Annotated in this window: 12 protein-coding genes, 1 tRNA gene and 1 pseudogene; 9 read left to right on the top strand and 5 right to left on the bottom strand. The window is 61.9% G+C overall.

Going from position 1 to position 13991, the window contains the following annotated elements:
* Positions 1–43 precede the first annotated feature (43 nt).
* Together EDD25_RS05950 and EDD25_RS05945 are read right to left on the bottom strand one after the other, a co-directional pair.
* Entirely contained in the window at positions 44–1366 is a 1323-nt protein-coding gene (locus EDD25_RS05950; protein ID WP_134172472.1) for a DUF4032 domain-containing protein, read from the bottom strand.
* A 111-nt stretch (positions 1367–1477) separates the two neighbouring features.
* A complete protein-coding gene (locus EDD25_RS05945) occupies positions 1478–2575 on the bottom strand; it encodes an ABC transporter ATP-binding protein (protein WP_134172471.1) in 1098 nt (365 codons plus the stop codon).
* Positions 2576–2831: 256 nt separating this feature from the next.
* Between EDD25_RS05945 and EDD25_RS05940 the strand changes: the two genes are divergently transcribed.
* Both EDD25_RS05940 and EDD25_RS05935 read left to right on the top strand, forming a co-directional pair.
* Positions 2832–3761 carry a DsbA family protein gene (locus EDD25_RS05940; RefSeq protein ID WP_134172470.1) on the top strand — a complete coding sequence of 310 codons (930 nt, stop codon included), beginning with the start codon at positions 2832–2834 and terminating at the stop codon, positions 3759–3761.
* A gap of 218 nt (positions 3762–3979) precedes the next feature.
* A tRNA-Thr gene (locus EDD25_RS05935) sits at positions 3980–4052 on the top strand.
* 188 nt (positions 4053–4240) lie between these two features.
* On the opposite strand, the gene EDD25_RS17470 is transcribed toward EDD25_RS05935, so the two are convergent.
* The 3 genes from EDD25_RS17470 to EDD25_RS05925 all read right to left on the bottom strand — a co-directional run bounded on the left by EDD25_RS17470 (position 4241) and on the right by EDD25_RS05925 (position 6727).
* A complete protein-coding gene (locus EDD25_RS17470) occupies positions 4241–4402 on the bottom strand; it encodes a hypothetical protein (RefSeq protein WP_166671210.1) in 162 nt (53 codons plus the stop codon).
* Positions 4403–5093: 691 nt separating this feature from the next.
* Positions 5094–5450 (bottom strand): tyrosine-type recombinase/integrase, encoded by a 357-nt coding sequence (locus EDD25_RS05930; protein WP_134172469.1) that lies wholly within the window; start codon positions 5448–5450, stop codon positions 5094–5096.
* Positions 5447–6727: an IS110 family RNA-guided transposase gene (locus EDD25_RS05925; protein ID WP_134172468.1), complete on the bottom strand. Its 1281-nt coding sequence runs from the start codon at positions 6725–6727 to the stop codon at positions 5447–5449. The genes EDD25_RS05930 and EDD25_RS05925 overlap by 4 nt, the downstream gene beginning before the upstream one ends.
* A gap of 332 nt (positions 6728–7059) precedes the next feature.
* Between EDD25_RS05925 and EDD25_RS05920 the strand changes: the two are divergent.
* The 7 genes and pseudogenes from EDD25_RS05920 to EDD25_RS05890 form a co-directional block, all read left to right on the top strand.
* Positions 7060–7611, top strand: a pseudogene (locus EDD25_RS05920) (transposase); the annotation flags it as partial.
* Positions 7612–7916: 305 nt separating this feature from the next.
* The gene (locus EDD25_RS05915; protein WP_134172467.1) at positions 7917–8909 is read left to right on the top strand and encodes a DctP family TRAP transporter solute-binding subunit; all 993 of its coding nucleotides are present in this window, start codon (positions 7917–7919) and stop codon (positions 8907–8909) included.
* Between the two features lie 291 nt (positions 8910–9200).
* Entirely contained in the window at positions 9201–9761 is a 561-nt protein-coding gene (locus EDD25_RS05910; protein ID WP_134172466.1) for a TRAP transporter small permease, read from the top strand.
* Positions 9758–11038 (top strand): TRAP transporter large permease, encoded by a 1281-nt coding sequence (locus EDD25_RS05905; protein WP_134172465.1) that lies wholly within the window; start codon positions 9758–9760, stop codon positions 11036–11038. The genes EDD25_RS05910 and EDD25_RS05905 overlap by 4 nt, the downstream gene beginning before the upstream one ends.
* Before the next feature lie 241 nt (positions 11039–11279).
* A complete protein-coding gene (locus tag EDD25_RS18355) occupies positions 11280–11735 on the top strand; it encodes a leucine zipper domain-containing protein (protein WP_134172464.1) in 456 nt (151 codons plus the stop codon).
* Positions 11696–12895 (top strand): OsmC family protein, encoded by a 1200-nt coding sequence (locus tag EDD25_RS05895; protein ID WP_134172463.1) that lies wholly within the window; start codon positions 11696–11698, stop codon positions 12893–12895. The genes EDD25_RS18355 and EDD25_RS05895 overlap by 40 nt, the downstream gene beginning before the upstream one ends.
* Positions 12896–12931: 36 nt before the next feature.
* Positions 12932–13990, top strand: coding sequence for a ketopantoate reductase family protein (locus EDD25_RS05890; RefSeq protein ID WP_241986261.1), 1059 nt, complete (start codon positions 12932–12934; stop codon positions 13988–13990).
* Position 13991 lies beyond the last annotated feature (1 nt).

The raw sequence follows: 13991 nt of genomic DNA, 5'->3' as shown, positions 1-13991 counted from the left end.
TTCGTCACCCCTTCGTCGTTCCGCCCGCGTGCGGCGGGAGTGCTTAGACCTTGAGTTTCCAGTCGTTCGCGTCGTCGGGGTCTGTGCCGGCGTCTTCCTTCTCGTCGTCGGAGCGGATCACCTGGATCGGCAGCGTGATCGACTCCGTGGGCGGGTCCATCATGGTGGCCTCGTCGCGCCGGTGCCGCAGCACGTCTTGCACGTAGGAGCTCACGGCCTCGGCCAGCGGAATGTCGCGGGACTGGTTCTGCGCCATGTACCAGCGGTGGTCCAGCATCTGGTGAAACACCTCTGCGCGTTCGAGTCTTCCGCGCATCTCGACGGGGATGGCTCGCACGACGGGTTCAAAAACGCGCACGAGCCACTCGTGCGCCACCATGTCCTCGTCGGCTTCGACCTTTCCGTATGATGCGCGGTAGGAGTCGAGGTCGTTGAGTAGGCGGCGAGCCTGGTTTTCCTCGGCGTCGAGCCCGGTGAGTCGCAGCAGGCGACGCTGGTGGTGGCCGGCGTCCACGACCTTCGGCTGGATGCGTACCTTCGTGCCGTCGGTGTCGGTCTTGATCGTCAGTTCTTCAATATCGAAGCCGAGTTCGTTGAGGCGTTCCACCCGCTGGGTGATGCGCCAACGTTCGGAGCTTGCGAAGGACTCGGAGCCGGTGAGTTCCTTCCAGAGCGAGCGGTAGGCGGCGACGATCCCGTTGCTCACCCGAATGGGGTCAAGCTCGTCGGCCACTCGGCCGCCCGCCTCGAGGTCCATGAGCTCGCCGGCAATGTTGACCCGCGCAATTTCGAGGTCGTTCTCGCGTTGGCCGTTGGACAGGCCGCCGGCGTAGAGCTGACCAGTTTCGGCGTCGACGAGGTAGGCGGCGAACGCTCCGGCGTCACGACGGAACAGGGTATTCGACAGCGACACATCGCCCCAGAAGAAGCCGACCATGTGCACCCGCACGAGCAGTACCGCGAGGGCGTCGATGAGTCGCGTGGCGGTGTCGGGGCGAAGGGTGTGCGAGTACAGGGCGCGGTAGGGGAGCGAGAACTTGAGATGCCGGGTGACGAGCACGGAGTTCAGCGGCTGGCCGTCCTCATCCGTTCGATTGGTGATCACGGCGACGGGCTCGACGCACGGCACTTCGAGGCCCTGCAGGTTGCGGAGCATGTCGTACTCCCCGCGAGCCATCTCACTCGTGGTCTCTTTGATGGCCACGACACGTCCGCTGAGGTGGGCGAACCGCACGAGGTGGCGCGAGAGGCCCTTGGGCAGAGACGCGATGGCGTCGTTGGGCCAGGCATCGAGCGGAAGCTGCCAGGGCAGGTCGAGAAGGGCCGGGTCGGCGATGGCTGACGTGATGTTGAGGGAACCACTCATGAAACGAGCCTAACGTTTGGAGAAAAAAATGGTCTCGACCGGCTCAACCAGCGCATTCCTGCGCCGGCTGAGCCGGTCGAGACCAGACTGTTGAAACCGAGCTGAGTGAACCTAGTCGGTTACGGCGCCACCGAGGCGGAGACCGCTCTCGGAGTCGAACACGTGCAGGTGGTTCGGCGTGGCGGTGAGGTACACCGTCTCGCCGGCCGAGGGGTGCGAGCGACCGTCGACGCGGGCGACGACGTCGGTGCGCTTGCCCTCGATGGTGGAGTGACCGTAGAGGTAACCGTCGGCGCCGAGTTCCTCGACGAGGTCGACCTCGATCTGCAGGCCTGCGCCAGGGGTGCTCGACATCTGGATGTCCTCGGGGCGCACTCCCACGGTGACCTTCTTACCGGCAACGCCGGCGAGGGTCTCGCGCGCAACGGGAATCGTGGAGGTTCCGAACTTGATGCCGCCATCGATGGTGTCGGCGAGGAACAGGTTCATCGCCGGGCTGCCGATGAATCCGGCCACGAACACGTTCTGCGGCTTGGCGTACAGGTCGCGGGGGGAGCCGACCTGCTGCAGGATGCCGTCTTTCAGAACGGCGATGCGGTCCCCCATGGTGAGCGCCTCGGTTTGGTCGTGGGTGACGTAGACCGTGGTGACGCCGAGGCGACGCTGCAGGCTGGCGATCTGGGTGCGAGTCTGCACGCGCAGCTTGGCGTCGAGGTTGGACAGGGGCTCGTCCATGAGGAATACCTGGGGCTGACGCACGATGGCGCGACCCATGGCCACACGCTGGCGCTGACCACCGGAGAGAGCCTTCGGTTTGCGGCTCAGGTATGGCTCGAGGTCGAGGAGCTTGGCAGCCTCCAGCACGCGGGCCGCGCGCTCGTCCTTGTTGATCCCGGCGATCTTGAGCGCGAAGCCCATGTTCTCGGCCACGGTCATGTGCGGGTAGAGAGCGTAGTTCTGGAAAACCATGGCGATGTCGCGGTCTTTCGGCGGGACATCCGTAACGTTGCGGTCACCGATGAAGATGTCACCGTCGTTGACCTCTTCGAGGCCCGCGAGCATGCGGAGCGAGGTGGACTTTCCGCAACCGGAAGGTCCAACGAGAACGAGGAACTCACCATCGGCGACCTGTAGGTCGAGCTGATCAACAGCTGGGCGAGTGGAACCCGGGTAGAGGCGGGTTGCCTTGTCAAAAGTCACTGAAGCCATGGTTTTAAATCTCCTTCACCGGCAGGTACGTGCCGGACGATCCGTTGTGAATAGGATTTGGTTCGTATGACGGTCCTCGAAAAAGACCCGTCGAACCTTTTCAGTATTGCATATTCGCCCGCGACGCCGTCGGCATAGAACATTTCGGGGGGCGTTGAGGGGACTCCCTGTGGTTGACTCCCAGCGCGGGGCCGTATTATTTGCACTGCATCAGCATTAAAACTGGGCACACATCGACCTTGCGGAGCGGGCATTTATGACTACTGACGGAACGAGCGACAACCGTCCTTCAAAGAACCAGCGACGCGATGCGGCGAGGAAAAAAGCCAAGCAGCTGCGTGTCGAGCAGCAGAAGAAAGACCGCAGAAACAAGATCTTCCTGCAGGGTGGCATCGGTGTCGCTGCCCTGGGGATCGTGGTGGTTGTGGCCCTCGTCATCATGAATTCGATTCGTCCGGCCGTTCCCGGCCCCGCGAACATGGCCAGCGACGGACTCCTCCTCGGCGAAGGTCTCACCGCCGTGACGACGAGCGCCCTGCAGCCTGATGCGACGCCCGTGGCCTCCAAGCCGGACGCGACCGGGACCGTGGCCAACATTCGGGTGTACGTGGACTACCTCTGCCCCTTCTGCGGCGAGTTCGAAACCACCAACGGCGACCAGATCGCCCAGTGGGTAGAGTCCGGGGCCGCGACGGTCGAGATTCACCCGATCGCCATTCTGACCGGTCGTTCCGCCGGAAGCCAGTACTCGCTGCGCGCGGCGAACGCCGCCGCCTGCGTCGCCAACTACTCGCCCGATGACTTCTACGCCTTCAACTCCGCGCTCTTTGTCGATCAGCCGGAGGAAAACACCGTCGGTCGCAGTGACTCTGACCTGCAGGACGTTGTGAAGGCGTCGGGTGTCAGCAAGTCTCTTTCCGAGATCAACACCTGCATCACCGACGAGACCTACAAGTCCTGGGTCATCGCCGCCACGGACCGCGCCACGAACGGCCCGATTCCCAACTCCGCCATCTCCGCCATCGCATCGACTCCTACGGTGTTGGTTGACGGCAAGCAGTATCAGGGCAGCCTGAAAGATCCGAAGGAATTCGCGGCCTTCGTGCTTCAGTCGGTCGGCGAGAGCTACTCGACGTCGACGTCGACGTCGACGCCCACGCCGGCGGCTACGACTCCTGCCGGCTAGCGGCCTTCGGGCTGACGCGCCCGAAGGTCCTTCGTGCCCCACGCGTTGCTAGTTCAGGAGATCCGCGCCCGGTGAGGCCGGGGAGCCGCGAAAAGACGCAGCAGAGCGGATGCCGCGGGCCGGTTCTCCTGAACCAGCAACCGTCGGCGCGCCGAAACCCCGTGCGTGTACCTCTTGCGGTGCGGCTAGGATGGAGGCTTGAGGTCGAAATACCTCATGCCGGCCTGGCGCAATTGGTAGCGCACCACTCTTGTAAAGTGGGGGTTACGAGTTCGAGTCTCGTGGCCGGCCCTCTCTCCCCTTACTCTCGACTGGGATGTAGGGGGTTTCGCTTTTTAGTAGCGGTCGCGATTTGTCCCCAATCCATCGTTTACCCGACGCTTTGCCATCACGGATGGTGGCCAGGCAATAGCCCAAAGCCAAACGCCCCCAGCCACACCTCGAGGCGAGGGTAGCTGGGGGCGTTCCGGGATCCGGGCTCAGTCGCCAGTGAGCCGACTCGCGCCGGCCTTCTGCCCGGTCGGGTCGGCGCTCACGCTGCGCAAGGCTGCAGTCACGCCGTTCCGTATCGTCCAGTAGAGAATGCCGGTGACAACGAAAGTTGATACGGCCAGGATGACGATGAGCTCAGAAATGTCCATGCCTCACGATGCCGCCCGGAATAGACTGCGGTCCGGGGCGCGATCGATAGGCTCGTGGCAACATATGGGGAACCATGAAGTCAATGTTGATCGTCGGTGCCGGCGCCGTTTTGCTGCTTGCCGGATGTGCGGGCGCCGCGGAGCCAGCCGTGGCTGAACCCGTTATACAGGCGGCCACACCCACAGTTACCCCTTCCCCAACTCCCACTCCGACACCTGCAGACGCAGTGCCCACAATCGGGGTGCCCTATACCCACAACGGCGACTGGACGGTGACGCTGCACGAGCTAGTCCTTGACTCTGCACCTGACGGCCCACAGCCCCCGAACACCTCAGACCGATGGAGCTCCATCGACGTGGAGAACTGCAACGGGAGCACTCCCGAGGCGTATCTGACTTCCGACCCGTGGCGTCTTGTATCAAGTGATAACCGACAGTTCCAAGCCTCCTCGACCGGTTACTCATCTTTTCCAGAACCGAACCTTACTTTTGGGGATGCGGCAATCGCGCCCGGCGAGTGCATTCGTGGTTGGTTCACATTCGTTACCGCACGGGACGCCTCAATCACAGAGGTGAAGTACGCACCCGCCTCTGGCGAGGGCATCCGCTGGGTGCAGCCGGATACTAGACGCTGACCGATAATAACGAAAAGCCCCGCCACTCCGAAGAATGGCGGGGCTTTTTCGTACGCCTACGCTGCGCCCGCGAAGTAGGCCGCAAGCCCGTGCGCTGCGTGCCGGTCGAGGTTGCCCCGGTTGTGGTCGTAGCGGTTGGTCATGCGAGGATCTGAATGCCGAGCGAAGATCTGCGCGTCACGCAACGTCGCTCCAGAGTCCAGCGCCGCAGTGATCGCACTATGGCGCAGGGTGTGCGGATGCAAGCCGGCGGGGAGCCCTGCACGCTTGCCGAGCGACTTGATACGCCGGTACGCCGTGCGCCGATCCATCGGCGTGCGGAGGTCGGTGAAGAGCAGCTGCCCAGTCTTGCGGTCGCCGGCGCAGGCGTCGAGGGTTGCGTTCCTCCGAGTGGATGCTCCTATCGTTGTCAAGCGGCTTTTTGGGCTGTACTGGACTCGTCTTCCGTGAGTTTGTCGAGCCAGGTTTCGTAGGTGTTTTGGAGTTCTGCATCGGAGCGTTCGCCCAGTTCCAGGCGCCGAAGGCGCTGGTAGGGGACGCCCATTTGGTGGGCAACTTCGGTCATGGCCAGCTGGAGCGTTTGACGCCGCTGGCGCAGGAGGGGTCCCTGGGGAGTACTGATTTCTGGGTTGGTGAGCAGGGCGAAGATCTCGTTCGCGACGTGTCGTTCGATGCAGCGGACGATGTCGCGATCTGAGAGACCCTCGGCGCGGCGTTTATCGAAGTAGGCCATTGTGCGGGGGTCTTTGTGGCGGCGCCGGCTAAGGACGATGCGGTGCAGTGCGGCGTTGGCCTGGCGGTCGCCGCCGCGGGAGAGGCGATGTCGGTGGCGCACTCCAGAGGATGCTGGGATAGGGGCAACGCCGCAGATCGCGGCGAACTGCGCTTTGTTGCCAATGCGATCTGGATTATCACCCAGCGTCGCCAACAGGGTGCCCGCGACGACCGGTCCAACTCCATGGGCGGAGAGTAGTGCGGGGTTGCTCAGCCGGGTGAGATCCCCGAGCTGGGCATCGATATCGACGATCTCGCCCTCGAGCATCTGGGTGCGCTGGGCGAGGCGTTTGAGGCAGAGCCTGCTGGTGTGGTCGGGAGTCGCGCCTTTCAGAGGTCGTGTCCGCCCCACGACCTGAAGGAGTTTCTCGCCCTCATAGCGGCGGAAGTCAGCCCGGACCGCCTCGGGTGCGGTCACGAGTTGAGCATGAATCTGGTTGATCGTGGCGGTGCGGGCCTTGGCGGCGGAGGAGCGTTCGGCCAGAAGCATCCGGATGGATTCTGCCCGGCCGTCGCGTTGTTTGGGCGTGGCCAATCCACGGCCTGCGAGGACGGACAGTGCCGCTTGTCGTGCGTCGATCGGGTCGGACTTGCCGCGCAGGCGGCGTTCGGAGCGGTCCGTGCGGGCGACGTCCACGACTCGCATGCCGGCGGTCGCAAGGGTGCGGGCGAGTTCGGCTCCGTAAGATCCGGTGCCTTCGACGCCCACTGCTTGGACGATGCCGAGGCTGTGGAGGAAGTCGAGGCTCTGGCTGTAGCCGCTGCCCACGGCGAGGATTTCTTTGTCCGCGAGAGCGCGGCCGAGTTCGTCGACCGCAGCAACATGGTGGGTGTCTTTGTGGGTATCGACCCCGACATAGATTCCCGGTGGAATGTGGTCACTGTCCAAGGAGGAAAGGTGTGTCGTGGCGGTCATAACTGCGTCCTTCCGTCGTTGGAAATACGGGAAGTCACCACGGACCGGACGGGAAGACAGCACAAAGGTGAGACGTCGCGGTCAAGCTCCTATCAAGTCATGGCCGCCAAATCGTTGGGTGACAATGGCCCCGAAACGGTGGACAGATCCGCTCAAAGACAACCGTGTGACCGGCGTCGGTGTAATTGTGAGTCACACCGCCTCGGGGTTATATCCATTGTCTATGTGTAATTTCCCGGGGTTGAGCGTCGGATTACCGATGCAGTGGGCCACCTGTGTGTGATCGACTCTTTGTAGGCCGTTTCGGCTCCGGAATCCTGCCGCGTTAGTGGCCGGATTCCTGCGGAAAATCACGAGAGACCGTGAAACGCTCCGATCTGGCCGGTCACGCCGGCGATGGCTACTGCGCATCACACTCCCGCTATTTCTGGGGCTTCCGGCTTTACCTGATCTGCACCCCCGACGGGATGCCCGTCGTCTGGGGCCTGGCCAACTCCAAAATCGGTGAACTCGAAGCCGCAGAAAACATGCTCCGGCACGACCGACACCTCATCCGCCCCGGCCAGATCATCATCGGAGACAAAGGCTTCCCCCGACGCGAGTTCGACGGGTTCATCACCGGTGAACTTGGAGCGCACCTGATCAGACCCGACCGCAAAGACGAGAAGAAACGCTTTGGGAAACTGGGCGGTATCCGTCAATAGGTCGAGTCCGTCTTCGACACCCTCAAAGGACAACTCACCCGCGAAGACCACGGCGGACGCACCATTCCCGGCGTTTTCTCCCGCGTCGTCGGCCGCCTACTCGCCCTCGCCGCGGGAATCTGGCACAACTGGCTTCTCGGAACACCCCACAAACGATCCCTCATCGCCTACGACCATTAGGGCTCACTCATCTAGACGTCGGTTCGTGGAATCTGCAATCGTCACACTAGGATCCAATCTTTTCGGCAGACAGGATCGTCATAGGGTCTTCGCCTTCCACTGGGCAGGGCAGATGCGCCCTGCGTGACCGGACTAATCCGCACAATCTATGGGTGCTATGCCCGGCGTCACCAAATTATTGTGCTTTTCACGCTCTAGTTCCGGCCAGTCGAATAATTAGTAAATTTTGCTTTTTGACATTATTGGATACAATTAAGTTCGCGCCGCGATAATGCTGTGTCGTTGTTCAAGGAGGAACAGTAAATATGAAAAATCGTAGATTCGGTTTGGTGGTGGTGGCCGCTGCTGCTGCAGGCGCTCTCGGGCTCTCGGGCTGTAGCAGCGCCTCCGCAGACCAGGAAGAACGCGTACTCCGCTTCTCACACGCGTATGAGGCGACTCACCCCTTCGAAACCTGCGGTGTGCCGGCGCTGAACAACGGGCTTGAGGGAAGCGGCCTTCGGGTGGAAAGCTACCCCTCCGCACAGCTAGCCAATGACAGCGAATCGCTCGAGCAGGTGTCGATGGGCACGTTGGATTTCGCGATCTCGGGCGGCTCCTTCCTCGGCACCTGGTACGACCCGATGGCCGTGCTCGACGCAGGCTACCTGTTCGACGATGCGGAGCATTTCCGCGAGTCGGCGAACAATGGGGCGTTTGACGAGCTTTTTGGCCAGCTCGAGTCGGACACTGGTCTAAAGATTCAGTCGTCCTGGTATTACGGTGCGCGCCACATGACGGCGAACAAGCCACTGGACAGCCCCAGTGATCTCGCGGGCCTGAAAATACGCACGCCGGACGCGCCCATGTTCATGCGCAATATCGAGCTGCTGGGCGGAGTAGGCACTCCGATGGCGCTCGGCGAGGTCTACCTTGGGCTGCAGCAGGGCGTCATCGATGCGCAGGAGAACCCAATTCCCACGATCGCCGCTTCGAAACTAAACGAGGTGCAGGACTACATCAATCTGACCGGTCACATGGTCCAAGGGCTCTTCGTTGTGTCGAACGCCAACCTCGAGGACTCGCTCACAGACGAGCAGAATGAAGCCCTCGACGCCGCATTCGATACGGCATCGGAATCGGTTTACGACTGCATCGTCTCAGCAGAGGAAGAGACTCTTGCCGAGTGGAAGAACGATGGCAGTATTAATGTCCACGTGCCTTCGGGTCTCGATGAGATGAAGAAGACAGTGCAAGAGCATTGGTCGGCTGACCCCGTGTATGGGGATTTTTATAACAGTATTCGCGAAGGGCGTTGAGTAGCGCCACGAACGACTAACGAACGGCGGTTGGGGCGGAGGTGCAAGAGCTCCGAAGCTCCGACCGCCGATTCGTTCTCAGGATAGTTACGCATGGCCTTGGGGCGCGCCCCGGCTTTCAACTTTGGGGCGCACCCCGTCTTTCAACTTCGGGCGTACCCCGGCTTTCAAGGAGCCCATTCATGAAATTTTGTAGTGCGACGAAGAGCGGGCATTTATCACCGTGCGACTTCGCCCAGTGTGCGTCTGAGCGCCGGGTTGACCAGACGCGTTCACGCGGGGTGCATCACGATGACCGATGAACTCATGACTCCGGATCAACCTGACGAGCTCGAGAAGTCGAGTCGTCTGGTGTTCGTCTTAGTGACGACAGAGCGGGTGGTGGCTTCCCTGGCACTGCTGGTCACCCTGGTTCTTGTCCTGCTGCAGGTGACCAGCCGATACGTCTTCCAGGCGCCGCTGAGTTGGACCGAGGAGACCGCCCGTTTCACGCTGGTCTGGCTCGCCTTCGTTAGCGCCGGTTTCGTCATGGCACGACGAGGGCATATCTCCGTCGATCTGCTGGTCGACAAACTCGGATTGAAGTCGAAGCGCGTGGTCAACGGCTTTGCGATAAGTGTCGTACTGATCACTTCTGTGGTCATGACTTGGGCAGGTGTCCAGCTCGCGCTCGCGACGGTAGGCCTTAAGTCGCCCGCGGCAGGTATTTCGACGAGTTTGCTCTACCTGGCCGTTGCTGTCGGATTTCTGCTGATCTTCGTTCACGGCGTGCTGAATACTGTGTTCGATCTGCGTCGCAGGGGAAAACCAAAACTCAAGTCCACTGACGGAGAGATCGGAGAAGCAGCATGACTCTCATTATTATGATTGCCGCCCTGTTGCTACTACTCGCGCTGCGAGTGCCCGTGGTGATTGCGCTACTTGTACCTTCGCTCGTGTACGTTATATTCGATCCGACTGCGAACTTTGCGACGGCGGCACAACAGATGGCTTCGGGTGTTAACAGCTTCGCACTGCTGGCGGTTCCGTTGTTCATCTTGCTCGGTGGACTGGCAAACGAGTCGGGCATCTCGGAACGACTCTACAACGCGGGTGTTGCCTGGATCGGACATATCCGTGGCAGCCTTGGCTATGTCAACGTCGGCACGAGCTTCGGTTTCTCTTGGATGAGTGGAGCAGCGATTGCTGACGCCGCAGCTATGGGCCGAGTGCAGGTGCCTGCCATGGTGAAACGTGGGTACGATCGAAGCTTCAGCCTGGGCGTGACGGGTGCGTCATCGCTCATCGCTCCCATGTTGCCGCCGAGTATCCCAGCAATCATCTATGCGGTGACCGCCGGTGTGTCAGTGGGTGCGCTCTTCGTCGCAGGCATCGTACCGGCGCTTGTGCTGGTAGCAACACTGTGCTTCATGGTGTGGGTACAGACTCGCAATCGGGAGGAACTGCGTCTGCCCAAGTCTGGTTGGGGCGAGCGTGGACGTACGCTCCTGGGGTCGCTGCCCGCGGCGGGAGCCGCGGTCGTGGTGCTTGGTGGCATTCTCTCTGGCATCTTCACCCCGACCGAGGCCTCCGGCATCGGCGTGCTCTACCTCTTCATCCTCGCGATCGCCTACCGGGCGCTGACGTGGAAGTCGATCTACCGCATGCTGCTGTCCACTGTGGAGACTTCGGGATCCGTGCTTCTGATCGTCGCCTCGGCCGCGCTATTCGGCTGGACACTTGCCCGTGAGCGAGCCCCTCAGCTGGCCGCAGAGATGATCTTGAACTTCACTGACAACCCGTTCGTGTTCTTGCTGCTGGTGAACATCTTTCTGCTCATCATCGGCGCCGTGCTCGAACCCACGGCGGCGATTCTAATTCTGGTCCCTGTGCTGGCACCGGTTGCCATCACCTTCGGGGTGGACCCGATCCAGTTCGCGGTCATGATGATCTTCAACCTGGTGATCGGTCTCCTTACACCACCAGTCGGTCTAGTACTGTTCGTACTTTCGAGCGTCACCGGTGCCCCGGTACCAGAGGTGATCAGGGGCGTGCTGCCATTCTTCATTCCGATGCTGCTAGTGCTGGTGCTCATTTCCCTGGTTCCTGCGTTGAGTACGTGGCTGCCCGGAATGCTCGGTTTCAGCTAGGGCGGCGAGGGCCCGTGATTTCCGACGGGCCCAACTGGACCGTCGGCTACTTAAATCAAGAGATGGCATCACGGACTTGCTCTGAGCTACTGGCCTCAACTCACCCTGACGGTAGGGGCATGCGTGGTGCTGGCTGGGTGCGGTTTCACGGCGCTCTTACTCTTCACGAGCAGTGAATGAGAACAACGGAAGCTTAGGTGTTCTTCCCACGGAGGTTGTGCGCGTGGCGTGACGTAAAAAGGTGAGGACCTCCTGTATCGATTGGGTTACCACACTCAAGCGATGCCACGGAGGCCCTCATCTCACACGTTACCCACTTCAACGCACCACTGACGCCGGCAGGGCGCCTCAAACTCGTCGAACTTGTCATCGAGGATGGCTGGGTGCAGGCACGCGTCGCCGAACGCCTGGAGTTCTCCGGGCCATCGTCTCCAAATGGACCCGCCGGTACCGAGCCGATGGGATGGCGGGTCTGGCCGACCGCTCGTCCAAACCGCACCGCTCGCCGGCGCAAACGGCGCAGCGCACGGAACGACGCATCATCGCTACGTACTCGTCACAGGGTCGTTCTGACCAGAAGGCAGTTGAACAGCGAAGATCGCTGTTCAATGGGAGCGTACACTTGCTACTCTTGTCCCAACAAGGAGGTCCGTATCAATGTCGACAACAGGCAGTCTCGTGCCCAGCACGAACGTGAGTGAGTCCAGGGGCTACCCGACGCGCGAGGTAACCTCGTCGTCGGCTGTGCCCTACGGTTCTAAAGGTACCGAGACCTATCTCTCAGAGGTGTTCGGCCTCGGGAAGTTCCACAAGGTGGGGCTCGTCGAAGAGAAGTCGAGCGGCCGCACGTGGTGCCTGCAGTCGGACGAAGGTGCAAGCCTGGGCGGAACGAACCTGGCGCCCGCACCGCTCTTCCATTGGCTCGCCGGTCTTCAGGCGGATGTCGCCTCGCGCATTGCCGCGGTAGCGCGTGCCCGTTCGATCGAACTCGAGTACCTGCACGTCGGGGTGAGCCAGGGCCTCGCGTCCAAGGGGTCGTTTGCCCGGGGCAAAGCTGTCGCGCTGATCTTCGGTCTCGACTGGGACTTCGATGTCCGCAGTTCGGCGCCTGAATCTGAGATCGACGACATCGTCGACACTGCGATGCGCACCTCGCCGGCGGTCGCGGCGATGCGGGAGGCCAAGGAGGGTCTCTTTGCGCTGCAGACCAACGGTGAGCCCACCTCCCTCGAGGGTCTTACCGTGTGGGATGCCCCAACAGTCACCGATCCAGGCAGCCGCTACGACTCCATGCCCGATGCCACTGGGGAGAGTGCTGAACAGGTGTTCACCTTCGTCGATGGTGGCGGGCAGCCAGCGGAAGCGAAAGACAAAATTGCCACCCACTCGAGCATGGACGCCAGTGAGATCCCGGTCGGCTTCTATGTGGATGCTCGTGGTGAGCTGGACCTCGAGACGGGTCTCATGCGAGCGAGCACCGGACTGCCCGAAATGACCTCGGACCGGTGGGTTGTCCTCATGGATCCGCTGGGCAAGGTCGCGCCGACACCGCTGGCGATGTTTGCGATCGGAACTGCCTTTTGCTACCACACACAGTTGAGCAGGTACGTGACTGTTCGACGCCTCGACCTCGCCGACTCGAGCCTCGCCCAGCTCACTTCGTACACCTCGATCGACCCCTCCGGCGAGGGCACAGCCCCGGCCGGCGAGATCATGACCGAGATGTTCCTGCACGGTGGGGCGACCCAGGATGACACCAGGTCATTGCTCAAGGTCGCGGCGAATACCTGCTATGTCCACCGGGCTATGGGCGTCGAAGTCGCCATGACAACAGATGTCTGCGCACACTCGGTGTGAGCGCGGACCCGAACAGCACGGTGAAAGGTGAATCAGGTGGCTGAGGGAATCAGGATTGCGGTCGTCGGAACGGGGGCGAACGGTGCGTCCCTGGGGGCGGACATGGTGCGCGCCGGTCTCGACGTCACGTTCATCGAGCAGTGGCCCGCCCATGTGGAGGCGATGAGGGCGAACGGAATCACCGTCCACCTTCCGGAGACCACCGAGCTGACTCCGGTCCGCGCGCTACACCTTTGCGAGGTCGCTGAACTCCGTGCGCCATTCGACATCGTCTTCATCTCCGTCAAGACCTACGACACGAGATGGGTCACCGAACTCATCAAGCCGTTGCTCCATGACGACTCGGTCGTCGTCGGTCTGCAGAACGGCATGACGATCGACGACGTTGCGGAGATCGTCGGACCGCATCGCACGATAGGTGCCGTGCTCGGCATCGCCGCCAACATGTACGAGCCCGGCGTCGTGGTTCGGCAGATCCCGCCCAGCGGCACCTGGCTCACGGTGGGCACCTATGATGGCGGCCACAGCCAGGCATTAGACGACGTCGCTGAGGCACTCGCGCATTGCGGCACTGTCGTTGTCTCCCCGAACATCCGGGCTTCGAAGTGGATGAAGCTCATCGCCAACATCCCGGAGATGCTCCCGTCCGCGATCCTGAACGTGCCCCTGCTTGAGGCCGTCAGGATTCCGGGGATCCGTGAGGTGATGGACGAGGTCGCGTGTGAGGCGTACCGGCTGGCTCGGCAACTCGGCATCACCATGACTCCGATCTTCGGCCGCGCCGCAGCCGGGGTCACCAACTCGGAGGAGTACGCGATCAGCCTGCTCGACAATGTCCTCGAGTCATATTCGTTGCCGAACACCCGAGTGGCCGTTCTCCAGGACTGGGACAAGGGCCGCAGGGCAGAGCTCGATGCGTTCAGCGGCTACATAGTGCGCCAGCAAGCAGCCCTCGGATCGACGGCCCCCGTGAACAGTGCAGTTCTGGCTATCGCCGAGCGTATAGAGTCCGGGGAACTGGCGCCCTCGAAAGACAACGCTCCGCTGCTGCGTGCAGCGCTCGGGCATACCGCTTCCGTGGGCACGAGCCGGTAGG

This window comes from Cryobacterium psychrophilum, from assembly GCF_004365915.1.
Classification (GTDB): Bacteria; Actinomycetota; Actinomycetes; order Actinomycetales; family Microbacteriaceae; genus Cryobacterium; species Cryobacterium psychrophilum.
Note: the sequence above shows the minus strand (reverse complement) of the source record. Positions and strands in the feature narration are given on the sequence as shown.

Coding starts and splice junctions, on each gene's coding strand:
- EDD25_RS05950 (WP_134172472.1), bottom strand. CDS start 1,366: ATGAGTGGTTCCCTCAACATCACGTCAGCCATCGCCGACCCGGCCCTT.
- EDD25_RS05945 (WP_134172471.1), bottom strand. CDS start 2,575: ATGGCTTCAGTGACTTTTGACAAGGCAACCCGCCTCTACCCGGGTTCC.
- EDD25_RS05925 (WP_134172468.1), bottom strand. CDS start 6,727: ATGACCGCCACGACACACCTTTCCTCCTTGGACAGTGACCACATTCCA.
- EDD25_RS05940 (WP_134172470.1), top strand. CDS start 2,832: ATGACTACTGACGGAACGAGCGACAACCGTCCTTCAAAGAACCAGCGA.
- EDD25_RS05910 (WP_134172466.1), top strand. CDS start 9,201: ATGACCGATGAACTCATGACTCCGGATCAACCTGACGAGCTCGAGAAG.
- EDD25_RS05905 (WP_134172465.1), top strand. CDS start 9,758: ATGACTCTCATTATTATGATTGCCGCCCTGTTGCTACTACTCGCGCTG.
- EDD25_RS05915 (WP_134172467.1), top strand. CDS start 7,917: ATGAAAAATCGTAGATTCGGTTTGGTGGTGGTGGCCGCTGCTGCTGCA.
- EDD25_RS17470 (WP_166671210.1), bottom strand. CDS start 4,402: ATGGACATTTCTGAGCTCATCGTCATCCTGGCCGTATCAACTTTCGTT.
- EDD25_RS05895 (WP_134172463.1), top strand. CDS start 11,696: ATGTCGACAACAGGCAGTCTCGTGCCCAGCACGAACGTGAGTGAGTCC.